The following is a 26,963-nucleotide window of genomic DNA, read 5'->3' as shown; positions in this document are numbered from 1 at the left end:
CCTGGAGAACCATGAATCGGCCAATGACGATGGACTTCGTGCTCGCCGACGCCGCGCGCGACGCGAACGGCCCGCCCCGGCGGCCGGCGCCGGCCGCCGGGCGAGGCGTCCGGGAGGTGGGCATGGAGCCTCCGCCGAGCGAGCACGCGCAGCGTGGGGTGGTGTGGATCCTCGACGATTCGTTGCTGGAGGCCGAGATGGCCGCGCGCGCCCTCGCGCCAGGGTACGAGGCCCAGGTCTTCACGGACGCCGCCGCGATGCTCGAGCGCGTGGCGGGGGGCGATCTGCCGGACGTCCTCGTGCTCGACCAGGTGATGCCGGGCCTGTCCGGCACCGAGATCTGTAGTCTCTTGCGGTCGCGCGCCGCCACGGTCGGGCTCCCGATCCTCATCCTGACCGTGGCCGGGCAGGAGGAGGACCTCGTCGAGGGGCTCACCGCGGGCGCCGACGACTACGTGGTCAAGCCCTGCCCGGCGGCCGCGCTGTCGGCGCGCGTCGGTGCGCTCCTTCGCACGAAGCGTCTCCGCGAGCGGGCCGAGCGGGCCGAGCGGATCGCGGCGGTGGAGCGCGATCTGCTGCGGGCGCTCATCGAGCAGAGCGGCGACGGCATCATGGCCGCGGACGCGCGCGGGGCGCTCCGCATCTGCAACGGCGAGGCCCAGCGGCAGCACGGGGTGTACGAGAGCGACGCGCTCGAGTCGCTCCGGACCCGAGGGCTGCTCGCGCTGGACGGCCGGCCGCTGCGCCCCGACGAGGACCCGCTCCACCGCGCGCTCCGGGGCGAGAAGGTCGAGAACGCGCGCTGGCTCGTCACGCGCCCGGACGGCTCGATCCGCGCCCTCGCCGGGACGGCATCGCCGCTCAGGCACGCCGACGGCTCGCCCGCGGGCGCGGTGCTGATCACCCGCGACGAGACCGACGCGATCGAGGCGGAGCGGGCGCTCCGGGACAGCGAGGAGCGCTATCGCGTCATCATCAGCGCGCTCGAGGAGGGCATCACGCTCCAGGACGAGCGCGGCGTCATCCGCACCGCGAACGCGAGCGCCGAGCGGATCCTCGGCCTGCCCATGGCAGAGCTCGTCGGGTCCACGATGCTGGGCCCGTCATGCCGGCTCGTCCGCGAGGACGGCTCGACATTCCCTTTCGAGATGGTCCCCTCGCAGATCGCGCTCCGGACCGGCGCGCCCCAGTCGGGCGTCCTCCTCGGGCTGGAGCGGCAGGGCGGCTCGGTCGTGTGGCTCTCGGTGAACGCGCAGCCGCTCCGCGGCGCGGACGGCTCGATGGCCGGCGTCGTCTCCTCGTTCTTCGACATCACGGCGCGAAAGCGCGCGGAGGAGGAGCGGCAAGACCTGCTCGCCGCGGCGCAGTCCGCCCGGCGGGAGGCCGAGGCCGCGAGCCACCTGAAGGACGAGTTCCTGGCGACGATGAGCCACGAGCTCCGCACGCCGCTCACGGCGGTCCTCGGCTGGGTCCGGATGCTGCGCACCGGCAAGCTCCCGGAGGAGCGCCGCGACAAGGCGCTGGAGACGGTGGAGCGCAACGCCCAGGCGCAGGCGCAGCTCATCGACGATCTGCTCGACATCTCGCGCATCATGGCCGGCAAGCTCCGGCTGGACGTCCATCCGATCGAGCTCGCGCCGGTGATCGACGCCGCCATCGAGGTCGTGCGGCCGGCGGCCGACGCCAAGGGGGTGCAGCTCCAGTCGCACCTCGAGCCCGGCGTGGGCGCCGTCGCGGGCGACGCGGGCCGGCTGCAGCAGGTCGTCTGGAACCTGCTCAACAACGCGGTGAAGTTCACGCCGCGGGGCGGCGTGGTGCGCATCCGGCTCGATCGCGCCGACGGGTCCGCCGAGATCACCGTGTCCGACACCGGCCAGGGCATCGAGCCCGCGTTCTTGCCTTACGTGTTCGAGCAGTTCCGGCAGGCCGAGAGCGGCACGACCCGCAGGCACGGCGGCCTGGGCCTCGGGCTCACGATCGTGAAGAGCCTCGTGGAGATGCACGGCGGCACGGCCCACGCGCTGAGCGACGGGGAGGGTCGGGGCGCCACGTTCGTCGTCCAGCTGCCGCTCGCGGCGCCGCCGAGCCACGCCCGGGGGCGCCGGCTGGCGCCGCTGCCGTCCGCCTCCGCCGAGAGCGACCGCCCGCCGGAGCTCGCGGCGCTGAACGTGCTCGTGGTCGAGGACGAGGACGACACGCGCGAGCTCCTCGTCACGATGCTCGAGCAGTGCGGCGCGCGCGTGACGGCCGTGTCGTCCGCCGCCGAGGCGCTGCTCGCGGTGAAGGCGCTGCAGCCCGACGTGCTCGTGTCCGACGTCGCCATGCCCGGCGAGGACGGCTACGTGCTGATCCGCAAGATCCGCGCGCTCCCGGCGGCGAGCGGGGGGCGCACCCCGGCGATCGCGCTCACCGCCTATGCGCGCACCGAGGATCGCATGCGCGCATTGCGGGCAGGGTTCAACACCCATGTCCCGAAGCCCATCGAGCCGGCGGAGCTGCTCGCGGTGCTCACGACCATGTGTGGCACGAGGGCGGGCTCCTAGGCCGCCTGCCGTGCGCCGTCGGCCGCCCGCACGATCGGCGCGGCGCGCCGCCGGCTCACCCCCTCCGGCAGCTCCGCTCGATGGTGTCCATCAGCTTCAGCACGTCGAACGGCTTGCTGAGGATCGCGTCCGCGTCGATGCCGGCGCGCTCCGTCGCGCCGCGCGCGGTCATCACCACGGTGGGCGTGGCGGCGAGCGTCGGGTCGCGCTTCTGCTCGGCGCGAAACTGGAACCCATCCATGACCGGCATCATCAGGTCGAGCAGGACGAGCGCGATGGACGACGGGTCGTCCCGCAGGCATGCGAGGGCCTCGCGCCCGTTCGCGGCGCAGGCGACCGCATACCCCTCCTCTTCCAGGAGCTCGCTCAACGTCCGGCGGATCGCGGCGTCGTCATCGACGATCAGGATGCGCTTGCTGGGACGGCTCGTCGTCATGCGCACTCGCTCCCTTCGCAGGGTGACAGCGACCAGGACGCCACGACCTCGGGCCGGCCCGCGGGGCCCCCTCGCGCCGGGCGCCTCAGGCGCCCTCGAATCCCGGCAGACCCTGCCGGCCCGAGGCCCGAGGGCCGGCGAGCGGCAGGGTCACCTTGAAGGTCGAGCCCTCTCCCAGGACCGAGCTCACCTCGATCGAACCCTCCAGCGCTTCGACCACCTGCATCGTGATGTAGAGCCCCATGCCCAGGCCGCCATAGTGCCGCGCCGACACGGCGCGCTCGAACCGCCCGAAGATCCGGCCGATGTGCTCCTGCGCGATCCCGATGCCGTGGTCCGCGATCGTCAACGTGGCCATCGAGCCCGTCGAGGCGACGGTGATCTCTATCGGGTTTCCCTGACCATACTTGAGCGCGTTCGAGACGAGGTTCTCGACGACCTGCTCGAGCCGCACACGATCCCAGCTCCCTGCGGCGTCGTCCGCCGCGCTCACGGTGACCCGCGAGCCCGCCTCCGCGATCTCGCCGCCCTCCTGGAAGCGAGACACCACCTGCCGGACGATGTCCGACAGCCGGACCTGCTCGAGCTCCAGGGCGAGGCGACCCGCGGAGATGCGGGAGATGTCGAGGAGGTTCTCGACGAGCCGCCTGAGCCGCTCGCTCTGCCGGCGAACGAGCCCGAGCCTGTCCATGAGCCACGGAAGGCGCTCCCTGTCGGGGCACAGCTCGGGCGCGCGGCGGATCAGGGTCTGGATCTGCAGCGCGAGCGGGGTGAGCGGCGTCTTCAGCTCGTGGGAGGCGATCGAGAGGAACTCGTCCCGCAGCGCGATCGCGCTCTGCGCGTCCCTGTACAGGCGCGCGTTGTCCACCGCGAGCGCGCAGCGGCGCCCGAGCTCCTCCGCCGCCGCGAGGTCCGCCTGGCTGTACCGGCGCTCGGATCGCACGACCATGAAGGTCAGCGTCCCGAAGAGCCGCCCGCGCCGCGCCAGCGGGACGCACATGAACGAGTGCGCCCCGATGGCCCGGATCACCCGGAGGTGCTCCTCGTTCTGCGCGATGGCGCGCATCTGCTCGTCCGTGAAGTGCTCGACGAGCACCGACCTCTGCTCGAGGAGCACCTTGGTCGGCGGGTGCTCCGGGTTGCCGTCGAGCTTGGGCGCGAAGCGCTTCGCCTCCTCGGCCACGGCGGCGAGCGAAGGGTCCGAGTGCGCCACGCCGACCCGCCGGAAGGCGCCGTCCTCCTCGTCGAGCGCGTCGACGACGCAGAAGTCGGCGAGGACAGGCACCGCGAGCTGCGCCACCCGCGCGAGCGTCGTTGAATAGTCGAGAGACTCGGCCAGCACCACGCTCGCCGCGTCCAGGAAGCGGGGCAGCTCCTGCGCGCGCTCCCGCTCCGCGGCCTCGACCGCGCGCCGCCGCATCCGCGCCATCTCGATCTGCGTCCGGACACGGGCGAGGAGCTCGCGCGGCGAGAACGGCTTCACCAGGTAATCGTCCGCCCCCGTGTCGAGGCCCTCGACGACGGCGTCCTCCCCCGCCCGGGCGGACACGAGCACCACGGGGACGCTGCTCGTCCTCGGGTCCGCGCGGAGCTCCCGGAGGAGCGCGACGCCATCGAGCTCGGGCATCATCACGTCGCTCACAACGAGGTCGGGCGGGCGCGCGAGCGCGGCCTCGAGGGCCGCCCGCCCGTCCGGGGCCGCCTCCACGCTCCACCTCGGCGTGAGCAGGTGGACGAGGTACTCGCGCATGTCCGCGTTGTCGTCGGCGACGAGGATCCGGCCCTCTCCGCCGCCCGGGGCGACCTGCGCGGGCGCGGCGTCGGCGCGCGGCTCCGGGCCCGCGAGCGCCGCTCCTTCGCGCCCGGGTGACTGGGGTGAAGACCACTGGGACGCCTCGAGTACGTGGAGGCTCGCGCTCGCCGCCGAGGGCGCCGGCTCCCCGGCGGCGACCACGCGCTCCGGCGAGAGGTGCGCGCGGCCCCTCGGGATCGCCACGGTGAACGCGCTCCCCTGCCCCACCGCGCTCGAGGCGCGCAGCGAGCCCCCGTGCGCCTTGACGAGCTCCTGGACGAGGGAGAGCCCGATCCCGGTGCCCTCGATGCTCCGGCTGCGCGCGCCGTGCACGCGGTGGAACCGCTCGAAGATGCGCGGGAGCTCCTCCGAGGGGATCCCGGTGCCTGTGTCGCGCACCGTCAGCTCGACGTGGTCCGGGTGAGCGCGCAGCGAGACCGCGATCTCCCCCTCGAACGTGAACTTGAAGGCGTTCGAGAGGAGGTTCATGACGACCTTCTCCCACTGCGCCGCGTCGACGTAGACGGGCTCGGGCAGCGGCGGGCAGTCCACGACGAGCGACAGCCCCGCGCCCTCGATCAGCGAGCGGAAGGAGCTCGCGAGCTCCGCCGTGAGCCGCGCGAGATCGGTGGGCGCGAACGACGTCTGGAGCCGCCCCGCCTCGATGCGGGAGAAATCGAGCAGCGTGTTCACGAGCCGGAGGAGCCGGAGCGTGCTCCTGTGGGCCGCGGCGAGGCCGTCGCCCCCGAGAGACCCCGCCGGGCTCGACAGCGCGTCCTCGACGCGCCCGAGGATGAGGGTGAGCGGGGTACGGAACTCGTGGCTCACGTTGGCCACGAACTCCGTCTTGAGGCGGTCGAGCGTCGCGAGCTCGTCCCGGTGCTGCGCGACCTCGCGCTCGAGCCGCCGCTGCTCGGTGACGTCCCGCCCCTCGGCGATCATGAAGACGACCTTGCCCTGCCGATCCTTCACGGGGTTCAGGTTGAAATCGATCGTGATGCGCTTCTCACCTTCGTTCCCCCCGAGGACCTCCACGTCGTACCTGACGAACTCGCCGCGCGCCGCGCGCCGCACAGCGTCCTTCAGGCGCTCCTGGATCTCCGGCGAGCCCTGCCACCAGCGGCACTCCCAGAAGGGCACGCCGTGCACCTCCCTCCGCTCCACGCCGGCGCCGCTGGTCGAGGTGTGGTTCGACTCCCAGCTCGTACCGTGGGCGTCGAGGAGGCCGAAGAACTGGAAAGAGCTGTTCATCGCGACCCGCGCCGCGAGGAGCCGCATCAGCCCCGACTCGCGGCCAGGGCTCGCGCGGGCGAGCTCCTGCTTCAGGAGCTCGGTGTCCCAGAGGAGATGTTCTTCGGAGTCGTCCACAGGTCGCACGATCGCGAGGTCTTCCAGGCATTCGATGAAGTCGCGCCCTTCTGCGCGCTCCTCGCTCGACCGCTGTTTCATCCCTTCTCGCATCACGCTCGCGGCTGCTCGAGGCAGAGAACAGCTCATCCTGAAGCGCTTAGTGGAGATCGCCGACCACGCAAGGGCCGAGCGGCAACCCCCCTTGAACTTCCACGGGGGCCCGCGCGTGGATCCGGATCGTTCGAGCGCGCGCCCCCTGCGTGCGCCGCAGCAGCCGATCACCACCCGCTGCTGCTGAGGCAGCAGCCCCCTCCCACCGCTCCTCCACGGTCACGGCCAGGGCAGAGCTGGCCCGGTTAGTGCACTTGGCACGTGAGGGCGGAGCGCGCGATGACCGTCAGCTGATGAGGGTGCGCAGGGCGCCCCAGGACATCTCGGTGGAACCCAAGACCTCTCTGCAGCGCGCCCCCGGCGCTCCGGTGCTCCCGGACACGCCCTTCCGGTTCATCATTCACTTCGTCGGTCGTTACCGCGCCTGGTATCTGGCGATGTTCGTGTTCGAGTCGGCCCACGCCTCGTGCGGGATCATGATCCCGTACGCCATCGGGCAGGTCATCCAGGGGGTGACGCAGGCGTCGGGCGCTGGCCGCGCCGCGCTGAGCGGGCGGCTGCGCGACGCGCTGGCGCTGTTCATCGCGCTCATCGCCGGCGAGTTCCTGTTCAGCCGGATCGCCGGCCTCTGCCAGATCCTCGTCGGGCCGTGGCAGCGCCAGAACGTGACCCGCAATCTGTACGCGTACCTCCAGCACCACTCCCATCGTTACTTCAGCAACAACTTCGCCGGGGCGCTCGCCCACCGGATCAGCGAGACGTCGATGGGGGTCTCGCAGACCCTGTGGGCCATCCTCTTCGACTTCTGGCCCATCGCCATCGTCTTCTCGGTCTCGATCGGGCTGCTCTACAGCGCTCACCCGGCGCTCGCCGCGGTCGTGTCGGCCTGGGCGGCGCTGTTCGTCGGCATCTCCTACTGGCTCGCGACCCGGTGTCAGCCCCACGCGGTGCGCGCCGCGTCCGCGCGGAGCGAGACAACAGGCAAGCTCGTCGACTCCGTCACGAACCTCACGAGCGCGCGGCTCTTCGCCCGGTTCGGCTTCGAGCGCGCGTACCTGGACGAGCAGCTCAAGCACGAGCTCCGCGCGGTGCGCAGATCGAACTGGTACTCCGAGCGGGTGCGCTGGTTCCAGTTCGCGTCCGCCGCGCTGCTCAAGGTGGGGACGCTCTACCAGTCGCTCAGGCTCTGGGAGCGCGGCGACATCGGCGTCGCCGAGTTCGTCATGGCGACGAGCCTGTCGCTCCTCATCATCAACGAGGCGCGCAACCTCAGCCGCCGCTTCCTCGAGTTCTTCGAGTTCGTCGGCAACGTCGCGAACGGGGTGAACACCATCGTCCGCTCCCACGAGCTCGTCGACCGCCCCGAGGCCGTCGCCCCGACGCTCGAGCGCGGCCGGATCGAGCTCCGGAACGTGACCTTCGGGTACACGCCCGGTCACCCGATCTTCGAGGGCCTCGACGTGACGATCCCGCGCGGCCAGCGCGTCGGGCTCGTCGGCTTCTCCGGCTCCGGCAAATCCACCTTCGTCAGCCTCATCCTGCGTCTCTACGACATCGACTCCGGTCACATCTTGATCGACGGCGTGGACATCCGGGACATGACGCAGGACGCGCTTCACGCGCAGCTCAGCCTGATCCCGCAGGACCCGAGCCTCTTCCACCGGACGCTCCTCGAGAACATCCGCTATGGCCGGCTGAACGCGACCGACGCGGAGGTGGTCGAGGCCGCGCGGAAGGCGCACGCGCACGATTTCATCGTGCAGATGAAGGACCAGTATCACTCCATGGTCGGCGAGCGCGGCGTCAAGCTCTCGGGCGGCCAGCGGCAGCGCATCGCCATCGCGCGGGTCATCCTGAAGGACGCGCCGATCCTCCTCCTCGACGAGGCGACATCGAGCCTCGACTCGATCACCGAGCAGGCCATCCAGGACACGATGGACGGCGTCATGAAGGGGAAGACGGTGCTCGTCGTCGCCCATCGCCTCTCGACCGTCGTCCACCTCGACCGCATCCTGGTGTTCGAGGACGGCCGGATCATCGAGGACGGCACGCACGCCGAGCTGCTCGCGCGAAACGGGGCCTACAAGCGGCTCTGGAGCAAACAGTCGGACGGATTTCTGCCGGAGAGCGCCGCCGAGGCGCCTGCGGCGATGGAGGCGCCGCCGGCCCGCGTCCACGAAGCGCCGCGGCTCCAGCCGGCGGCTGACCGCGCCGACGAGCTCCCGCGGGGTGCTCCGCTGAAAGCGTGGGAGGCACCGCTCGCCTGAGCGGCCGCCAGGATCGAGCAGGCCGCGGGGCGCTCGTGCCGAGCTCAGGCCAAGGCCGGCTCCTTGAGATGAGCCTCCCCCGACGCCGAGGCGCGCGGGACTGGAGCGCGCCGGCGCCGGAGAGGCGCGCTTACCGGAAGCTCCACGGCTGAGGCTGACCCATGCGGGCGCGGAGGCCCTCCTCCCAGCGGACGAGCCGCGGCGTGAGCCACGCCGTGCCCACGGCCAGGACGGCGCCGGCGACGACGTCGACCGCGTAGTGCCAGCGGAGGAGCATGGTGGAGACGATGATGTTCATGGAGAAGAACGCGGCCACCACGGCGAGCCAGAAGAGGCGCCGGTCGGTGCGGGCGCGGTGGAACGTGTACAGGGCGAACCAGAGCGGAGCGGCCGTGTGCAGGGAGGGAAAGACGTCCTTCATCGCGCCGCCGGCCTGCACGACGCTGCTCACGCAGCCCCAGAAGAAGCCGCCGTCCAGCGGCCCCTGATAGAGGTGGCTCAGCGCCTGGATGGGGCCGTACGCAGGGACCGCCATGTAACCGAGCTGGCCAACACAGTAGACGATCGTGGTGCCGACCGCGTACTCCGTCGTCCCCCGGCCTGGTCGGGCGACCCATACCGCCAGCACCATCGAGAGGAAACAGATCAAGAAGTAGCTGAAATAGAAGAAGGAGAACCACTCCACGATCGGGCGCGTGTTGAAGCGCTCCATCCAGAGCGCCGGCTCGACGCCGAAGAGGAGGAGGTCGAGGTGGAGGAGCTCCGCGTCGACGCTATCGCTCCGGACCGCCGGCAAGAGGGTCCGAAGCGAAAGGTAGTTGAGGAGGAAGGCGCCGACGAGCGAGAGTCGATAAAGGACGCTCCGGAGCAAGGGCGCCAGAAACGTCGCGCGGCGCACGAGCACGCAGACGGACACCAGGGCGGCGATGCCCGCCAGATTGCGGTTCATGCACTGCGCTCGCAGCTCCGTCGGCGGCGCGCCAAGCAGGAAGATCGTCGTCAAGGCGAGATAGCCGATGAGGATCGCGTCGTGGAGAGCAAACACGCCGACCAGGCCGCGCAGAGCGTCCTTCAACAGCGCGCCTTCGGGCTCGACGTCGACCAGGCCGCCGGAGCCGGCGACCTCATCGCAGTCCGTTGTGAGCCTCTCTTGCATTCGGGGACGTTCCAGGGATGGGATGGTGCGCATGGGCTGATGACGCCGGGCCGCTCTGTATCACGTGTTCGCGCGTGGCGTCACCGTGACATCGGTGACGCTCCAGCGACCGGGAGGCAACAGGCGCAGCAACTCGGGGGCCACACGGACGTCGAGTTTTTGACGGGCCGGTTCGCGCCGCTTGACAGCGGTAGGGGGCCTCCACGCCCCCGGCATGGCGGCCCCGCGACAGCCCAACCGCCGCCTCGGCGGACCGCACGCGTGCGAACGCAGCGACGCAGCGGCGCAGGGTCTACGCGTCACGACGACACTATCGCGTCCCAGGTTGGGCTGCCGGGCTCCCGCAAGCGCAGAATCTGCGCGACGGCATCGCCCCCGGCTCTACGGGACGGATGCGCCCACAACGCCGGTCGGGGGATCCGCGATGGCGATCGACAACGCGCGCCGTCAAGCACGCTGGACACCGGAGCACGATCGTCGCGGCGTCCCGGCGGCGGTGACGTCGGCGACGTCGCGAGCGCTGGAGTCGTCCACACGAGAGGACGCCGTGGATTTCGACCGCGCGGCGCGGACGAGGCGCGATGGCCCGCGCGCTCACGACCGGTGGGGCAGTCTGCCGCGCGGCGGGGCGTCCGCTGGAACGCCGCTCTCGCCGGGCTGAGCGGCGCTGGACGCAACGCGACACAATCGGCGCTGCGCACGTCGGCGCAGAAACCGCGTCTTCCCCGGGCGCGCCCGGAGGATCGCGCTCACCTCACCCTGCTGGAGCGCACCCTGGACGCTCCCGAGCGCTCAGGAGGATCCACGGAAGTCCCGCTGGATCCGCGCCGGTGACGTCGCGTGTCCATGGATCCCTCTTCATGGCACTCACGTTGCAGTCCCCCGGAGGAGCCGACATCGTTCAGCGACGATCCCACAGGGCACCACGCCTGGGTCACCCCGTGAGGGCGCTGGAGCGATGCGCCCAGACACCAAGGAGACGACTCATGGCACAGCAACACGGTCAGAGCAGCAGTCGTGGGTTCGCCGCGATGGACCAGAAGCAGCAACGCGCGATCGCGAGCATGGGCGGCAAGGCCGCGCACGAGAAGGGCACGGCCCACGAGTTCAGCTCCGAGGAGGCCCGCGCGGCCGGCCGCAAGGGCGGCGCGAGCGTGAGCCAGAATCGCGAGCACATGGCCGCGATCGGCCGCAAGGGCGGCGCGGCCGTGAGCCAGAACCGCGGACACATGGCGCAGATCGGCCGCAAGGGCGGCGAGTCGCGCGGCGACGGACAGAGCGACGCGCCGGGGGAGAGCGCGCGCGAGGGCGAGCAGGGCGGCAGCGCCGCACGTCACGCCGACGCCGCCGAGCCGCGCCACGAGCCGAACTGAGCAGCGCCGCGGCACATCGCCGCCGGTGATCGGGCGCGCGGGGGTGTCCGCGCGCCCGATCGTCCGTCACGGCGACAGGGTGACGAGGAAGACGTCGCCGTTGCTGCGATCGCCCACAGACGCGCTGTGCTCGATGGCGGGGAGGCCGCCGCCGAGCTCGATCCGCTCGCCGTGGAAGAGGCCAGCGGCGACGGTGTTCCCGCTTCCGGTGACGGCCTGGGCCGTCGAGAAGCAGAAGACCCCATCGCGGTAGACGTCGGACCAGAGCTCCTCGGAGAAGTCCGGAGTGAGCTTCGCGACGAACGCATCGCCCGACTCGGGCGGCACGGTCTCCACGGGCGCCCCGCCGAGCTCAAGCGCCTCCGTGAAGTAACCGCTCAGAACGTGGTTGCCCCAGGGGTCCTGCGAGAAGCCCCAGACGAACTCGTCGCCCGCGGACGGGAGCCCACGGGCGGCGAGCGGCTCACCGGTCTCTGCGTCGAGCCGGGCCAGGTAGAGGTCGTAATCCCCGACCGCGGCGCGCTCGATGGCCGTGGGCCCGACGCGGAACGGAGCGCTGTAGTTGCCCAGGACGACCGGATGGCCGTCGAGCCCGAGGCCGATGAACTTGGCGAACTGCTCGCCGGCGGCGCCCAGCGACCGGCCCCAGACGAGGCTGCCCGACGCGAGATCGAACCGCAGGACGAGCCCATCGATGCCGTAGATCGGCTCGTCGTCGCGCGAGCCGTCGACGGCGCTCTCCACGACGTGGCCGTCGATCTCGAGCCTTCCGCCGAACGCGCCGGCCGCGTAAAGGGCCGACTCGCCGACCGCGATGCTGCGGAAGCGCTGCCAGCTCTCCGCGGACCCGAACCGCCGGCTCCAGAGGTGCCCGCCGCCGGCGTCGAGCTTCGCCACGACGACGTTGGGACCGCCGCTCCCCTCGAGCGCGGTCCCGGGCGCCTCGCTGAAATTGATGCTGCCGTCGACCATGCCGAGGACGACGATCTCGCCCGCCTCGGTGACGGCCACGGCCGTGGCGCCCTGATCGAGCTCGCCGCCAAAGCGCTTGCTGAAGAGGTGGTTGCCGCCGGCGTCGAGCTTGGCGACGAAGAGGTCCTTCCCGCCGGCGCTCACGAGCTCCGTGCTCGCGTCCGCGCCGAAGTTGAGGGTCCCCTCGAACTCCCCGGCGACGACGACGTTGCCGCTCGGATCCGTGGCCACCGCGAACGCGACCTGATCGGACTTGCCCCCGAAACGCCTGCTCCAGACGTGGCCTCCCGCCGCGTCGAGCTTCACGACGAAGAGGTCGAGACCACCGTCGCTCACGAGGGCGTCCGCCTCGCCACCGAAGTTGATCGCCGTCTCGAAGCCGCCGACCAGGACGACGTTATCGTGCAGATCCGCCGCGATCGCCTCGATTCGCTCGTTCTTCGCCTCGCCGGCGCCGAGCCCCCACAGGGCATCTCCGAGGAACGCCGGAGGCTCGCCGCCGCCGCTGCCGCCCGCGCCGCCGTCGCCGCCTGCGCCCCCCACTCCACCTGATGCACCGGCGCCCGTTTCGCCACCTTGCCCCCCGGCGCCTCCGACTCCACCGCTGCCGCCGGCGCCTCCGACTCCACCGCTGCCGCCGGCGCCTCCGACCCCGCCTTGTCCCCCAGCCCCGCCTTCACCGCCTTGCCCGCCGCCGCCTCCGGCCCCGCCCTGCCCGCCTTCGCCGCCTTCGCCGCCTTCGCCGCCTTCGCCGCCTTGCCCGCCGGCGCCTCCGACGCCGCCTTGCCCGCCGGCGCCTCCGACGCCGCTCGTAGACGAGGTGACGCCGTCCTCAGGCTCCGAGTCGCAGCCGTTGCAGCCCAGGGGGAGCCCCATGCTCGTCAGAAGAGCAATCCGAGCCACGTTCGTCACCAGGTGCGCTTTCATCCATCCTCCATGTCTCGACGAAGAGCCCGAGCCGCGGGCGCTCGGTGGAGCCAAGGCCGATCCGGCACCCCTCACTGTGGGCTGTCGAACGTCCTCAATCTGCTGTGTCGTGGACGTCAAGTACGCGTGCGCGCGGATTGAATCAAGCAGCTGTCGCGGCGAATTCGTGGCAACGATCGGCTACCCCTGGATCCGCCGGAACGGCGTGTCCCGCCTGGACGGCGCGCCTCGCCTGAACGGCGCTCCCCGCTGACCAACCGTTCTCTTGCATGCGGCCCGCGATCGCCTCGGACGCGCGCCGCGCGCGTCGCAGGTTTGCCTCATCGTGGCAGAATGCCTCACCGTGAGCCCCGCGGCACGTCCAACATACAAGCCGCGCCGGGCGGCGGTGGGCGCGGTACGCGATCTGCATCGTCCCGCGAGTGATGTGGGTGGCTTGGCTCAGGAGCGCCACGACTCTCTCTACGCTCGTCACGCTCGCTCCCTTCGCGTGCAGCGGCGACAAGCGCCGCGCGGGCAAGCGTCGGGACGGCGCTCGGCCGCTCCCCCGCCTGTCGCCCGCTCGCTTCAACGACCTCTCCGCCAACCTGCGGGAGGGGTCTGACGACCTCGCCCGAGCGCGCATTCGCGCGCGAACGAAGAGCGCCGCCGGCGCGCGTCCCCCCGCGCGCGCCGGCGGCGCGGCGGCCATGGAGGCCGCATCCGGGGCGTCTGGCGCGGCGGATCATCACGCCTCCCGGGCGGCAGACCCCATGACCCATCACCGAGACGAAGCGCCGAGCCAAAGCGTTCGGCGCCCAGACGCGGAGCGCCTATGACGGAGCGAGCCTACGATAAGAACACCGCCTGGACCCACGCCGTCATCCCTCCGATGACCCCCCTCGCGACCGACCACGAGGCGGACGTGTGCGTCGTTGGCGCGGGGATCGCCGGCCTGACGACGGCGTATCTCCTCGCGAAGGCCGGAAAGCGCGTCGTCGTCCTCGACAACGGCGCCATCGGCGGAGGCGAGTCAGGGCTCACCACCGCGCACATCACGCACGCGCTCGACCGGCGCTGGGCCTCGCTCGCGAAGCTCCACAGCAAGAGCCGCCTGCGCCTCGCCGCAAGGAGCCACACGGCGGCCATCGAGACGATCGAGCGGGTCGTCGCGGAAGAGAAGATCGACTGCGACTTCCGGCGCGTCCATGGCTATCTCTTCGCAGCCCCGGGGTCGCCCCCGGCCACCCTCCGGGACGAGATCGAGGCCGCGCACCGCGCCGGGCTCGGCTCGACCCATTACGTCGACCGCGCGCCGCTGCTCGATTTCGATACGGGGCCCGCGGTCCGTTTCCCCGATCAGGCGCAGTTTCATATCCGCAGGTACCTCGCGGGGCTGGCGCGGGCGATCGAGCGCGACGGCGGCAGGCTCTACACGCTCGCGCACGTGGTCGACGTCGACGAGGACGCCGTGCCTCACGGGGTGGTCGTCAAGACGGCGCGCGGGCACCGGGTGATCGCCGGCGAGGCCGTGCTCGCCACGAACTCCCCGTTCATTCCGCGCTTCTCCGTGCACCTGAAGCAAGCCGGCTACCGGACCTACGTCGTCGGCCTGCGCATCCCGCGGGGCGCCGTCCCACCGGGGCTCTACTGGGACACGGCCGAACCGTTCCATTACGTCCGCCTCGCCAACATCAACGGCGCAGACGGCCCGGACGAGGTGCTCCTCGTGGGAGGAGAGGACCACAAGACCGGACAGGCCAGCGACGCGGACCAGCGCCACGCGCGGCTCGAGGCGTGGGCGAGAGAGCGCTTCACGCAGGCCGGCGAGGTGCTGCACCGCTGGTCCGGCGAGGTGATGGAGACGGTCGACGGCCTCGCGTACATCGGTCGCATCAAGAAGGGATCGAGGATCTTCATCTCCACGGGCGACTGTGGCAACGGCATGACGCACGGGACGATCGCAGGCCTCGTGATCTCGGACCTCGTGCAGGGCCGCGAGAGCCGGATGGCGTCGCTCTTCGATCCCACCCGCGTCAACCTGAGCCTGGCCGCCGTCTCCGAGTACGCGAAGGAGAACCTCAATGTCGCGTGCCAGTACGCCTCATGGCTCGGCAAGGGAGATGTCCCTGACGTGGCGCAGATCGCGCCCGGCGCAGGCGCCGTCGTGCGTAGGGGCCTGAAGAAGCTCGCCGTCTACCGCGATCCGCAAGGGCAGATCCACGAGATGTCGGCCATGTGTACCCACCTCGGCGGCGTGGTCTCGTGGAACTCCGCGGAGCGCAGCTGGGACTGCCGCTGTCACGGCGCCCGCTTCGACGCCATGGGCCGCGTCCTCCGGGGCCCGGCGACGGCCGATCTCACGCCGATCGCGCCGAGCGAGGCGCCTCTCAGCGCCGGAGGATCGGTCTCGCCTCCGAGGGAGCGGGAGCGGGTCGCCGACCAGCCTGCGGTCGTGCCCCTGCCCCAGAGTCGCCCGGCCACGTGAACGGAGCGAGTCGCGAGCGCCAACAACCGATGAGCGCAATGGACGTGGATCGACGTGATCGACGTGATCGACCTGATCAACACGATCGACGCCCTACGCGATGCGCGCGCGATGGCCCCATGAGCACGATGCGCGCGCGCTGGCGTAGTTGACCCCCGCGCGAGCGGCGTGCGATCATGATCGAGTAGTCCGGGACAGTCCCGGGCGGCTTGGTGATGAGATGAAATTGTTGCGCCCCCGTGCCTCCCGCGCCGCAGGCATAGCCCTGGCTGTCCTCTCGGTCGCCGGGGCGCTGCCGGCGCGGGCCGAGCCCTCGGCGGCCGATCGGCAGACCGCGCGGACGCTCCTCATCGAGGGGCGCAAGAAGCGCGACGCGGGGGACGTCGCCGGCGCCCGCGAGGATTTCCAGGCGGCCCACGCGCTCGTGCGCGCCCCCACGACGGGGCTCGATCTCGCGCGCGCCGACGAGGCGCTCGGTCGCCTGATCGAGGCCCGGGAGACGGCCTACGAGGTCGTCCACCTGCCCCTCGGGAGCGACGAGCCGCCGGTGTTCACGCAGGCGCGGGCGGCCGCCGCGGCGATGGTCGAGCAGCTCGAGGCGCGCATCCCGTCGCTCCAGCTCCGGGTCGAGGGCGCGGCGCTGGACCAGGTCGACGCGCGCGTGGACGGCCAGCCGATCCCCCGCGCGGCGCTCCCCTACCCGCGCAAGCTCAACCCCGGTCGCCACGAGGTGGTGGTGACGGCGCCTGGCTTCCAGACGGCGCGGCGCGAGGTCACGCTGAAGCAGGCGGAGCGCGCGCCGGTGGAGGTCCGCATCCACCTCGTACCGGGGCAGTCGACCGAGCCAAAGGCAGGCGCAGCCGCAGGTGGGAGCATGGGCGCGAACGTGGGCGGAGGGCAGCTGCCGCCCGCGGACGCGCCGGCGGAGCCCCGCGCGCCCGTGCCGCTGTGGGCATGGACGGCGGGCGGCGTGGGGCTCGCGGCGCTCGCGGGGGGCGCGGTGTTCGCTGCCGACCACCTGGCCGCGCGGGCTCGGGTCGAGGACGAGTGCCCCGGGTCCGTCTGCGATCGGGGCGTCCACGACTTCGAGAGCATGGAGGCGCTCCGGGCGCGGTGGAACCGCAGCCTGGGGCTGTCGGTGACGCTCGGCGCGGTCGGCGTCGCCGGCGTGGGCGCGGCGCTGGGCGGCATCCTCCTGCGGCCCAGGGCGGGCGGCGAGCGGGCGTCGTCGCTCGTGCCGATCGCGACGCCGACGGCGCAGGGCGTGATGTGGCAGGGGGTGTTCTGATGAGGGTGAGACGGTTCTACTCGGCGACAGCCGGCGCGGCGCTCGGCGTCGTGACGGTCGGCGCTGCGGCGCTCGGCGCTGCGGTCCTCGGCTGCGCTCCCGAGCTCAGCCTGTCGACCCCTGTGGGGGCCGGCGGCGAAGGCGGCGGCGGCGCGCCCCAGTCGGGCGGCGAGGTGCAGTGGGCGCGCGCGCTCGGGGGCGACGGGGAGCGTGCAGGGGCGAGCGTGGCCGTCGCCGACGACCGCACCGCGGCGCTCCTTGGAAGGCTCACGAAGGCGGAGGACGTGGCCCTCGACGACGAGAGCGTGACCCCGATCGGCGAGGAGAACGTCTTCTGGGCCCGGCTCTCCGCGAGCGACGGGTCGGGGCTCGGGCTGAAGCGCTTCGGTGCGTTCGATCCGCAGACGGTGAACGCGCTCGTGCCGGACGGGAACGAGGGCCTCCTGGTCGCGGGGGAGTTCTCCGGCACGCTGGAGTTCGGCGGCGAGCCGCGGACGAGCGCCGGCGGGCGAGACGGCTACGTCGCGCGGCTCGACGCGGAGGGGAAGGAGCTGTGGCTGCAGCCGCTCGGGGGCATCGGCTTCCAGGCGGCGACGAGCGTCGCGGCGGCGCCGGATCGCCTCGTCGTGGCTGGCCGCTTCTCGGGCGCGCTGCACGTCGGCAAGAACCGGCTCGAGAGCGCCGGAGGCAGCGACGTGTTCCTGGCGAGCTTCAACAACGACGGCGTGCTGCTCTGGAGCCATCGGTTCGGCGACGGCTTCGATCAGCAGGCCCGCGCCGTGGCGATGGACGCGCGCGGCAACGCGATCGTGATCGGAGATTTCGCCGGCACGCTCGATCTGGGCGGCGATCCGCTGGAGAGCGCCGGGGATTTCGACGTGTTCGTGGCGAGTTTCGACCCGTTCGGCGGGCACACCTGGAGCAAGCGCTTCGGCGACGCGGGGCCGCAGCGGGCCAAGGCGGTCGCGGTGGACGGGGCGGGCAACGTGATCGTGGGCGGGGAGTTCGGCGCGACGCTCGATCTCGGCGGGGGCCCTCGGACGGCCGGAGAGCACCAGGCGGTGTTCGTGGCCAAGCTCGATTCGACGGGCGAGCACATCTATAGCCGGGTGATCGGCGAGGACGGCGCGTCGCTGGGGCAGCTCCTCGTCGATGGCGCGGGAGACGTGGTCGTCGCGGGGGGGTTCCGCGGAGACACGACGCTGGCGGACGGGTCGGTGACGAGCGCGGGGGACGACGACGTGTTCGTGGCCAAGCTCGATCCGGAAGGCGGCTACCGGTGGAGCCACCGCTTCGGCAGCGCCGGCGCGGACCGGGCGACGGGCGTGGCCATCGACCGCGACAGGCAGGTCTACGTGACCGGCGCGTTCACCGGGAGAGTGACGTTCGGGGAAAAGCGGATCGAGGGAGGCGAGGGCACGGATGTGTTCGTGACCAAGCTGTCGCCATGAAGGCCATGAAGGACGGAGGCGCGATGAAACGTGCGGGGACGAGGGGCGTGCGGTCGCGCGGGCGACGGTTCTCGGTGGGGATCGTGGCGGGCCTGTTCGGGCTGATCCTGCCGGCCGCGGGGTGGGCGGAGGACCCTGATACCGATCTGGATGGGGTCGTAGATTCAGCGGACAACTGCGTGCAGACCCAGAATCCGGACCAGGCGGATGCCGACGGCGATGCGGTCGGCGATGCGTGCGACGGCTGCCAGGCCGTTCCCAACCAGGATCAGCGGGATTCGGACTCCGACGGCGTCGGCGACGCGTGTGACAACTGTCCTGTCGGGATGAACCCGGACCAGTCGGATGCGGAGGCGGACGGCACCGGCGACGCCTGCGACGACGATGACGACGACGACGGTGTCCTGGATGCCGACGACAACTGTCCTTTCACGGCGAACGCCGATCAGCTGGACTCCGATGGAAACGGCACCGGCGACGTTTGCGAGGCCGGTGACGACGACGGCGACGGCATCGACAACGACGTCGACAACTGCCGCGACGTCCCGAACTCGCTCCAGCAGGACAGAGACGACGACAAGATCGGCGATCTCTGCGACAACTGCCCTGCCACGCGCAATCCGAACCAGGAGGACGGCGACGGCAACGGCATCGGCGACTTCTGCGAGCCCGACATCGACACCGACGGCGACGGGCTGCGCAACGCAGAGGACAACTGCCCTGTAGATCAGAACCCTGGCCAGGAGAACGCGGACGGGGACAGCCTCGGGGACGCCTGCGATCCCGACAGCGACGACGACGGCGTGGTCGACGTGGAGGACAACTGCGCTGTCGTGTCCAATCTGTTCCAGGAAGATACGGACGGCGACGGCACCGGCGATGCCTGCGAGGACGACGACGACAACGACGGCGTCGTGGACGCAGAGGACAACTGCCCGCACGTGTCCAACCAGGATCAAACCGACGGCGACGGCGACGGCCGCGGCGACGCCTGCGACCTCGGGGCCGACGTCGACGGTGACCGCGACGGCATACCGGACGAGACGGACAACTGCCCGCACGTGCCGAACCCCGATCAGACGGACGCCGACGACAACGGCGTTGGCAACGCTTGCGAGGACCTGGACGGAGATGGCCTGAGCGACGCGGCGGACAACTGCGACGAGGAGTACAACCCCGATCAGGCCGACAGCGACGGCGACGGACAGGGCGACGCCTGCGAGGAAGACGACGACAACGACGGCGTCCCGGACGAGCAGGACAACTGCGCCTCCGTCCCCAACGCGGATCAGGCCGACAACGACGAGGACTATCAAGGCGACGCCTGTGACGTCGATGACGCGGACGACGACAACGACGGCGTCCCGGACGGCGACGACAACTGCCCGCTCGCGGCCAACGCGGATCAGGGGGATGGCGACGCCGACGGGGTCGGCGACGCCTGCGACGACAGCGGCGGTGCGGGCAGCAGCGGCGGCGGGTCCACGGAGCCGGAGGTCTCGTCCGGGCTGGTCTGCGCGATGCAGCGAGGCGAGCGTGGCGGCGCGCTCGTCGGCCTCGTGGCGCTCCTCGCGGGCGCGCTGGGCCTGGGCGCCCGAAGGCGGCGCGATCACGCGGCCTGACCGCCGCTGCGCGCGGCCCTGACGCGCAGCGGCCACGCGACCCCATGAGAACGACGAGCGTGCCCGCTCGGTTGCCCCCCGGAAGAGAAGAGAAACTGCGAGCACAACGTGGGTTATCACCCCACGACCACACGCCGGTGTCGCGATGGCTCCGCGTTTTTTTCGCGACGGGTCTTTTTCTGAGCCGTGACCTGACCGCGGCGGAACTGCTCCGGATGAACGCGCCGGTAGTCCCGCTCCGCAGCGCGCGCTGCGGACGGGAGCGCCTGAGCCACCTCTGGAGACACCATGCGCCTAGCTCTCTCTCTCTCTCTCTCGTTGGTGACCGCCCTGTCTGGACTCACCCTCAGCGCCGGCTGTAGCGACAGCACCGTTGACGGCGCCGCCCCGTCCGGCGGCGCGGGGGGCGGCGACACCGCGAGCGGCGGCGGCAGCGCGAGCGGCGGCGGCAGCGCGAGCGGCGGCGGCAGCGCGAGCGGCGGCGGCAGCGCGAGCGGCGGAGGGGCCGGCACCGGCGCTGCGGGCGGCGGCATGGCGACCCCGACGAGCATCGTCGAGTGCCAGGGCAAGACGTACGCGTGCGGGGATCTCGTCGACAACGACGACGATGGGCTCCTCGACGCGCAGGATCCGGACTGCCTCGGCCCGTGCGACAACACCGAGGGCAGCTACTACGGCGGGATCCCCGGCCAGGCGGGGCCGGCGTGCACCGTCGACTGTTATTTCGACCAGGACTCCGGCTCCGGCAACGACGATTGCCACTGGAACCACAAGTGCGATCCGCACGAGGTCGCGCCCGGGTTTCACCCGGAGTCCAACAACGGGACGATGTGCGCCTATGACAGCGGGGCCTCGACGCCGGGCGCCAGTGGCAAGAGCTGCAGCGATCTCAACGACGAGCAGTCCGATATGTGCCATACGATCTGCGGTCCGCTCACGCCGAACGGCTGCGACTGCTTCGGCTGCTGCGAGCTGCCGGCGGGCGGCGGCAAGTACGTCTGGCTCGGCTCCGACGCCGATGGCACCGGTGAAGGCTCCTGCTCGCGCGGCCACGAGTCCGACCCGACCCGCTGCGAGCCCTGCACGCCCGTGGATGCTTGCCTGAACGAGTGCGGCCGCTGCGAGCTGTGCCTGGGCAAGGACACGCTGCCAGACGACTGCTTCGAGTCCGGCACCGGCGCAGGGGGCGGCGGCGGCGCTGGAGGCGGCGCCGCGACAGGCGGCGGCGGAGACGCGACCGGCAGCGGCGGCGGGCCCACCGGCGAGCCCCAAGGCCAGTGCGCGGCGGGGGTTCAGCCGTGCGGGCTCGCCGGCCAGGAGCCTTGTGCCGCAGGCTACTACTGCATCACCGGCTGCTGCCAGGTCATCTTGAACTAGCCCCTACGCTTGCCCGGGTTCTCCCTGGATTCGAGGACAGGGATTGAACCACGAAAGACACAGAAGAACCGGAGGGATGTGTTCCCCCCGCTCGGCGCCCGCCGCGCCTGCGTGATTCACTGTCCCTGCTCGGAGCGGCGACAGGATCGCAGGGCGCGGCGCTGGCCGCGCGCGAGCTGAGAAGCTGAGCCTGCAGCGACAAGAGGTGGTTTGAAAGGAGACGAGTCGATGGTGATGCGCTCGATGTCTGTTGGGATGCTGTGCGCCTTGATGGGGATGGGGTGCGGCGGCGACGACGAGGGTCAGCCGCAGAGCTGCTCGGTGGCCGCGCAGACAGGGTGCGCCGCCCCGCAGGTGTGCGAGGAGGTGGAGGGCGCCGAGCCCGCTTGCTTCGAGCCGGTGACCCTGAGGGGGCGCGTCTACGACTCGCTCGACGACAAGGCCATCGCAGGCGCGCGCGTGCTCGCCCGGGACCCGAGCGACGCGGTGATCTCCCGGGTGGCGATCACGGGGGCCGACGGGACCTATGAGCTCGTCGTGCCCGCGCGGCGCGATGCGAGCGGCGCTCCGGTCGAGGCCAACATCACGCTGCGCGCCGACGCGCAGGCGTACGAGACGTTCCCGAAGGCGCCGCGGGTCGCGCTGCCCATCGACCTCTCGACCGCGGCGGGCAAACCGCCCGCGATCGAGTCGGCGGCGACGGAGATCTCGCTGTTGCCGCTCTCGGACAGCGAGGGGCTCGGTTCCATCTCCGGGGTCGTCCACGCCGACCAGCCCGGCGGGACGCTGCTGGTCGCGGGCGGCGCGACCGGGGCGGCCGATCTCGACGGCAGCTACACCATCTACAACGTGGCTGCGGGCGACGTCACGGTGAAAGGTTACGCCGCCGACCTCGCGCTCGACACGGCGAGCGCGACGGTCAGCGCCGGCAAGGAGACGACGGGCGTGGATCTTCACGCGACCGGAGACGCCACGGCGGTGGTGAGCGGCAAGGTCGAGATCGTGAATGCTCCAGGGGGGAGCGCGACCTCGGTCATCCTCGTCGTGGCCGATACCTTTGACGAGGCGACCACGCGTGGCGAGACCCCGCGAGGGCTCCGGCAAGGCAACGTCACCGGCGACTTCTCGATCGCCGGGGTGCCCGACGGCGATTACGTGGTCCTCGCCGCCTTCGAGGACGACGCGCTCGTGCGGGATCCTGACACGTCGATTGGCGGGACCGAGATCGTGCGCATCACGGTCTCCGGCGAGGATCTGCCTGTCGCGGAGTCGTTCAAGGTGACGGGCGCGCTCGCCGTGGTCTCGCCCGGCGCGAGCACGATGGAGGAGGTGAGCGGGACACCGACGTTCGTCTTCGAGGACGACTCCAGCGAAGATCTGTACGAGGTGCGGTTGTTCGACGCGCTCGGCGCCAAGATCTGGGAGGACCTGGAGGTGCCCAGGGTGTCGGGGAGCGAGAACGTCTCTGTCGAGTACGACGGTCCCGCGCTGATCCCGGGGATGATCTACCAGTTCAGGACCACCTCGAAGAAGGACGGCACGCCCATCTCGCAGACCGAGGATCTGAAGGGGGTCTTCGTCTACAGGTGATCGCAAGGCGCGCGGGCGCCGCCGTCAGCAGCGACGGCGGCGGGCGCGGCGCGCGCTGCCGAGCGCCACGAAGACGCCGCACAGCGCGAGCGCGCGGGCCGCTCCTGACGCGTGCCCGGTCTCGCCGCCGATGACGGCATACGCGCAGCTGACGCCCAAACAACAGCAGCAGTGGCCCGGGGGCGCTCCTCCCTCGGATTGGCCCCCTCCCCCTTCCCCACCCCCACCCGCCGCATCTCGGCCACCGCCGACCCCTGTGCCGCCCGCCCCGCCGGCATCGGTGGAGCAATCGCCGCCGGCGCCGTCGCCCCTGCCTCCAGCGCCCTCGGCCGGTCCTCCGGCGTCGCCGCCGCCGCCGCCCGCGCCGCTGCCGCCTGCGCCTCCGCTTGCGCCGCTGCCGCCTGCGCCGCCGCCGCTTGCGCCACTGCTGCCTGCGCCGCCGCCACCCACTGCGCCGCCGCCGCCCACGCCTACTGCAGTCCCTCCGTCGTCGCCGCCTCCGCCCCCTCCCGCGGCGGCGCTGTTCGGCGTGTTCCGGCAGCCGAAGAAGGGATGGCATTCGTCCGTGGTCGTCGGATCCCCGTCATCGCAGTAGAGCGGGATGTCGCTCAGACAGAGTCCCTGGAAGCAGACCTCGCTGCCATTGCAGACATCGAAATCATCGCAGCTGGCGCCGTCCGGCAGGCTCACGTCCGCGGGGCAGCTCCCTGCGCCGTCGCAATACTCCCCGGGATCGCACAGCGAGGTCGCGATGCGGCAGATCGTGGTCGGCGGCTCGGCGGTGCACAGAGCCGAGCAGCAGTCGCCGTTGCGCAGGTTGCCGTCGTCGCACTGCTCGCCGAGCCCGAGCTCGCCGTCGCCGCAGACGGCGGGCCTCACCGTGAGCACCGTCGGATCGGCCGCGCCGGCGAACAGGGGCTCGTCCGTCATCGCGCTCGACTCGTTCACGCCGTCGGAGTCCGCGTCGAAGAAGAGCGTGCCCTGGTTCGTGACGACGAGTCCATCGGTCAGGGGACGGAGGATCGCTTCCATCGTGAGCGCCACCCACTCCCCCGGCTCGACCTCGCCGTCCCAGCCCACCGTGTTGGTGGCGGGATCGGCCGAGACCGCGCCGCTGTCCGCGAACGCGCCTTCCAGGAGGAGCTCGGGCGGGAGCACGTCCACGAACTCGAAGCCTGCATTGTCGGGCTGCACGCGCCCACCCATGTTGGTGATGAGCGCCGTATAGGCGAGATCCTCGCCGGCGATGCGCTCGCCGAGGACGGTGAGATAGCCGATCAGGCGCGCTGGCACGGAGACGTCGATGCGCACGCCGCTCTCGTTGTTTTCCGGCGCCGGATCGTGCTCGCTCGCGCTCACCTTCGCCGTGCTCTCGATCTCCTCGTCGACCGTGGACGGCGGGAGCGTGGGCGCGACCAGGGTGACCGCGATCGACGAGCTCTCCCGCGCGGCGAGCGAGGCGCGCCGGCACACGAGCTCTCCGCCGGTCAGGTCGCACGTCCAGCCGGTCCCCGAGGCGCTGACGAGGCTCGCCCCGGCGGGCAGCATGGACGACACGACGATGTCGCTCGCATCGCCCGGCCCCTCGTTGGCGACGTCGATCGTCATCGTGAGCTGGGCGCCCGGCGATACAGGATCCGGCGCGGCCGTCTGGGTGATGGCCAGATCCGCCCCGCAGGCCCTGGACACGACCGGCACCGCCGCGAACACGATGTTGTCGACCGCGACGCCGCACGGCCCGGGGCGCCCGATATCCGTGCAGACCCGGCTGTCGTCCTGCGTGTAGTCGAAGCGGAGCCTCACGGTCCGCCCGCGCAGCCCCGCGCCAGGGAAGCGGATCGACACGCGCTTGCTCCCGCCGGAGCTGCCGGACCATACCGCGTTGTCCGCCAGGTAGTCCGGGTCGTCGCGGGCTGGAAGGTGCTTTGGGAAGTGGTGGCTCCCGCCGGTGACGATCCGCTCGGCGAACGCCTCCGCGAGCACCGCCCGGGGCGCGGCGCCGGCCGTGAGATCCTCCACGCGCAGCGTCAGACCGTCGAACGCCTGGATGAGCTTCTGCGGATCGTCCTCCAGCTCGTAGGTGAGATCGAAGTCGAGCGTGACGTGGGAGTTCCCGGGGCTCTCCGGGATGGTCACGGCGGGCGACACGAGCGCGACGAGCGACGTCGCCGCCTCCTCGTCGTGAAATGCCGCGTTGTTTCCGGGCGTCAGCGTCTGCGCGACGGTCCACGGCGAGGCGGAGGCCGTCCCGCCGGCGCGCACCGACTGCCAGCCGGAGGGCAGCGCCGGCGCGCTCGCTGCGTCGAAATCCTCGCGGAGGAGGACCTCCGCGGCGCCCGGCGAGCCCGTCTCGAGCTGGATCGGCAGCTCGACCGTGCCCTGAGCCGAGCTCACCGTGAGCGTCAGATCGATCGGCGCCCCCGGAACGAAGTCCCGGCCCGTCCTGAGGACGAACGGCGCGTCGCCCGCAACCGTGCGGAGGGGCTCGATATCCGGGTAGAGCGCGCTCGCCCTCACCAGGGTCACGGAGGGCGTCTCCGTGGACAGCGCGGCGGTGATCCGGGAGACGGTCGTCCTGCCGGAGATCGGGTTGGCGAGGTGGTTCTCGAGGTAGACGCCGACGTCGACGAGCTCCCCGGGATCGACGCGCTCGTTCGCGAGGGCGCCGCACGCGGCGTCGGCGATCCGGGCGCCGGCCGCCCGCAGCGGCGGGACGCGGGCGAGCTCGTCGAGGACGTCGAGGTGGACGTTGGGCGCGATCAGGGAGGTCGACGACGGCTGCCCCTCGTCGAACCGCGGCGGGGTGGCCGTCATGCTGAAGACGCTGTAGAGCTCACCGGCGAGCGCGACGCCGCCGATGCGGTCGCCGAGGTTCTGCCGGGAGGCGTCGTTGCCGTGGCCCGCGTGAAAGGGGCGGTCGGAGATCGGCGCAGGCGGGCTGAAGGAGGCGCCTTGATCGCTCGACGCGGTGTGGACGATCTCGGTCAGGTCGCCCGAGCTGTCGACATCCTGGTCGTAGTAGACGACGTGCGCGGTGCCGGTCGTTCGGTCGACGGCCACGAAGGGGAAGAACTGGGCCCGATCGCGCCCTGGATTGCTGTTGAGGAGGACGCCGGGGCCTGCGGTGCACTGCTCCGTGAACGAGCGCAGGGCGATGTCCCCTGTGCCGTCGGCGCCGCTCCGCTGGTAGACGACGTAGACCTGCCGCGTGGCCTGGTCGACGTCGATCGACGGGGCGCTCCTTCCGTGGTCGACGCCGAGGATCTGGTCTTCCATGGGGTAGCTGGCCTCGTCGAGGAGGGTGAGCGGCTCCCAGGTGACGCCTCCGTCGATCGACCGGCGGCAACCGACGTTGCGCAGCGAGGTCCCCGGCTCGATGGCGCGAAAGACGGCGTAGACGACGGAGTCCCTGTCGGTCGCCCCGGGGAGGATGCGCGCGCTCGGCCCGTCGAGATCGCCACCGGTGGGCGCCTGCGCGATCGTGGCCGCGGGCGACCAGGTCTGGCCGAGATCGTCCGAGTGGCTGTAGAGGATCCTCGGAGACGCTCCGCCGCGCTGAACCCAGGTAACGGAGAGGCGCCCGGTCGCCGCGTTGACGTCGATGGAGGCCTGCTCGGCGCTCTCCCCCGCGACGAACGCGGGGGTCACCTCGACCGGCGCGGACCACGAGGAGCCGGCCGTGCGGCTGCCGGGGTTCGAGGCATGGAGGCAGAGGCCCTGGAGGCCGTCGGCGGGGCGAACGTAGGTGGAGGAGCTGACGAACACGTCGCGGGTCGGATCGTGGACGACGCGCGGGGCGCCGAGCACCTGGCCGCCGGCGACCGAGGGCAGCGCCCCCGCGCCGCTCGGGCCGAGGACCTCGGCGAAGGATCTCCCGCCGTCGGCGGAGCGCGCAACGCCGGACAGGCTGATCGGATCCGCGAGGGCGCCGCGCGGATCGGTGTAGGTCGCGATGAGGATGCTCGCGTCCGCGTTGGCGGCGATGGCGGCCTGGTGCTGAGCGCCGAGCGCGTCGACCGCGTGCACGGTGCGGTCGGCGCTCGCGACGGCCGCGAGCCGAGCTGCGCCGAGCGCCTCCGGTTCGTCGCTGCCACAACCGGCGCCGGCGGTGAGGAGCCCCCCGCTGAGCAACCAAGCGACCGTGCGTCGCGCGCGCATAAGACCTCCGAAAGGAGATAGATGCCGCGAGCTCGCAGGACGTGCCGATTTCCCCGACATTGCGAGGCCTGTCCGGTGAACGA

The 26,963-nt window shown here is 71.7% G+C and carries 14 protein-coding genes; 9 read left to right on the top strand and 5 right to left on the bottom strand.

Features of this window, described 5'->3' with window-relative positions; genetic code table 11:
- Positions 1–23 precede the first annotated feature (23 nt).
- Positions 24–2,543 carry a hybrid sensor histidine kinase/response regulator gene (locus WME97_RS14460; protein WP_437552479.1) on the top strand — a complete coding sequence of 840 codons (2,520 nt, stop codon included), beginning with the start codon at positions 24–26 and terminating at the stop codon, positions 2,541–2,543.
- Positions 2,544–2,598: 55 nt separating this feature from the next.
- On the opposite strand, the gene WME97_RS14455 is transcribed toward WME97_RS14460, so the two are convergent.
- Both WME97_RS14455 and WME97_RS14450 read right to left on the bottom strand, forming a co-directional pair.
- Positions 2,599–2,979, bottom strand: a complete 381-nt coding sequence (locus tag WME97_RS14455) for a response regulator (RefSeq protein WP_437552478.1) — start codon at positions 2,977–2,979, stop codon at positions 2,599–2,601.
- A gap of 85 nt (positions 2,980–3,064) precedes the next feature.
- A complete protein-coding gene (locus WME97_RS14450) occupies positions 3,065–6,220 on the bottom strand; it encodes an ATP-binding protein (protein ID WP_437552477.1) in 3,156 nt (1,051 codons plus the stop codon).
- A 305-nt stretch (positions 6,221–6,525) separates the two neighbouring features.
- On the opposite strand from WME97_RS14450, the gene WME97_RS14445 reads away from it, so the two are divergent.
- Positions 6,526–8,499, top strand: coding sequence for an ABC transporter ATP-binding protein (locus WME97_RS14445; protein WP_437552476.1), 1,974 nt, complete (start codon positions 6,526–6,528; stop codon positions 8,497–8,499).
- A gap of 130 nt (positions 8,500–8,629) precedes the next feature.
- Here the strand turns inward: WME97_RS14445 and WME97_RS14440 are convergent, their stop codons facing one another.
- The gene (locus tag WME97_RS14440; RefSeq protein WP_437552475.1) at positions 8,630–9,655 is read right to left on the bottom strand and encodes a phosphatase PAP2 family protein; all 1,026 of its coding nucleotides are present in this window, start codon (positions 9,653–9,655) and stop codon (positions 8,630–8,632) included.
- Between the two features lie 986 nt (positions 9,656–10,641).
- Here WME97_RS14440 and WME97_RS14435 point away from each other — a divergent pair.
- Positions 10,642–11,028, top strand: a complete 387-nt coding sequence (locus WME97_RS14435; protein ID WP_437552474.1) for a KGG domain-containing protein — start codon at positions 10,642–10,644, stop codon at positions 11,026–11,028.
- A gap of 66 nt (positions 11,029–11,094) precedes the next feature.
- Here the strand turns inward: WME97_RS14435 and WME97_RS14430 are convergent, their stop codons facing one another.
- Positions 11,095–12,927, bottom strand: a complete 1,833-nt coding sequence (locus WME97_RS14430; protein WP_437552473.1) for a PE-PGRS family protein — start codon at positions 12,925–12,927, stop codon at positions 11,095–11,097.
- Between the two features lie 814 nt (positions 12,928–13,741).
- Between WME97_RS14430 and WME97_RS14425 the strand changes: the two genes are divergently transcribed.
- From WME97_RS14425 to WME97_RS14400, 6 genes are all read left to right on the top strand, one after another.
- The gene (locus tag WME97_RS14425) at positions 13,742–15,394 is read left to right on the top strand and encodes an FAD-dependent oxidoreductase (RefSeq protein ID WP_437552472.1); all 1,653 of its coding nucleotides are present in this window, start codon (positions 13,742–13,744) and stop codon (positions 15,392–15,394) included.
- 220 nt (positions 15,395–15,614) lie between these two features.
- Positions 15,615–16,682: a PEGA domain-containing protein gene (locus WME97_RS14420; protein WP_437552471.1), complete on the top strand. Its 1,068-nt coding sequence runs from the start codon at positions 15,615–15,617 to the stop codon at positions 16,680–16,682.
- The gene (locus tag WME97_RS14415; RefSeq protein WP_437552470.1) at positions 16,682–18,133 is read left to right on the top strand and encodes a hypothetical protein; all 1,452 of its coding nucleotides are present in this window, start codon (positions 16,682–16,684) and stop codon (positions 18,131–18,133) included. Before WME97_RS14420 ends, WME97_RS14415 begins: the two co-directional genes overlap by 1 nt.
- A gap of 23 nt (positions 18,134–18,156) precedes the next feature.
- Positions 18,157–19,755, top strand: coding sequence for a thrombospondin type 3 repeat-containing protein (locus tag WME97_RS14410; protein WP_437552469.1), 1,599 nt, complete (start codon positions 18,157–18,159; stop codon positions 19,753–19,755).
- Positions 19,756–20,076: 321 nt separating this feature from the next.
- Entirely contained in the window at positions 20,077–21,132 is a 1,056-nt protein-coding gene (locus WME97_RS14405) for a hypothetical protein (protein WP_437552468.1), read from the top strand.
- 228 nt (positions 21,133–21,360) lie between these two features.
- The gene (locus WME97_RS14400) at positions 21,361–22,722 is read left to right on the top strand and encodes a hypothetical protein (RefSeq protein WP_437552467.1); all 1,362 of its coding nucleotides are present in this window, start codon (positions 21,361–21,363) and stop codon (positions 22,720–22,722) included.
- A 24-nt stretch (positions 22,723–22,746) separates the two neighbouring features.
- Here WME97_RS14400 and WME97_RS14395 read toward each other — a convergent pair whose 3' ends face one another.
- Positions 22,747–26,880 (bottom strand): hypothetical protein, encoded by a 4,134-nt coding sequence (locus WME97_RS14395; protein WP_437552466.1) that lies wholly within the window; start codon positions 26,878–26,880, stop codon positions 22,747–22,749.
- Between the last annotated feature and the right edge of the window lie 83 nt (positions 26,881–26,963).

It is taken from the genome of Sorangium sp. So ce367 (genome assembly GCF_051520455.1).
Lineage (GTDB): Bacteria > Myxococcota_A > Polyangia > Polyangiales > Polyangiaceae > Sorangium > Sorangium cellulosum_B.
The sequence above is the reverse complement of the archived record's forward strand: the minus strand, read 5'-3'. Positions and strand labels throughout refer to the sequence as shown.

Excerpts from the sequence above, each read along its gene's own strand:
- WME97_RS14460 (WP_437552479.1), top strand. The coding sequence starts at position 24 with ATGACGATGGACTTCGTGCTCGCCGACGCCGCGCGCGACGCGAACGGC.
- WME97_RS14455 (WP_437552478.1), bottom strand. The coding sequence starts at position 2,979 with ATGACGACGAGCCGTCCCAGCAAGCGCATCCTGATCGTCGATGACGAC.
- WME97_RS14450 (WP_437552477.1), bottom strand. The coding sequence starts at position 6,220 with ATGAAACAGCGGTCGAGCGAGGAGCGCGCAGAAGGGCGCGACTTCATC.
- WME97_RS14445 (WP_437552476.1), top strand. The coding sequence starts at position 6,526 with ATGAGGGTGCGCAGGGCGCCCCAGGACATCTCGGTGGAACCCAAGACC.
- WME97_RS14440 (WP_437552475.1), bottom strand. The coding sequence starts at position 9,655 with ATGCAAGAGAGGCTCACAACGGACTGCGATGAGGTCGCCGGCTCCGGC.
- WME97_RS14435 (WP_437552474.1), top strand. The coding sequence starts at position 10,642 with ATGGCACAGCAACACGGTCAGAGCAGCAGTCGTGGGTTCGCCGCGATG.
- WME97_RS14430 (WP_437552473.1), bottom strand. The coding sequence starts at position 12,927 with ATGAAAGCGCACCTGGTGACGAACGTGGCTCGGATTGCTCTTCTGACG.
- WME97_RS14425 (WP_437552472.1), top strand. The coding sequence starts at position 13,742 with ATGACGGAGCGAGCCTACGATAAGAACACCGCCTGGACCCACGCCGTC.
- WME97_RS14420 (WP_437552471.1), top strand. The coding sequence starts at position 15,615 with ATGAAATTGTTGCGCCCCCGTGCCTCCCGCGCCGCAGGCATAGCCCTG.
- WME97_RS14415 (WP_437552470.1), top strand. The coding sequence starts at position 16,682 with ATGAGGGTGAGACGGTTCTACTCGGCGACAGCCGGCGCGGCGCTCGGC.
- WME97_RS14410 (WP_437552469.1), top strand. The coding sequence starts at position 18,157 with ATGAAACGTGCGGGGACGAGGGGCGTGCGGTCGCGCGGGCGACGGTTC.
- WME97_RS14400 (WP_437552467.1), top strand. The coding sequence starts at position 21,361 with ATGGTGATGCGCTCGATGTCTGTTGGGATGCTGTGCGCCTTGATGGGG.
- WME97_RS14395 (WP_437552466.1), bottom strand. The coding sequence starts at position 26,880 with ATGCGCGCGCGACGCACGGTCGCTTGGTTGCTCAGCGGGGGGCTCCTC.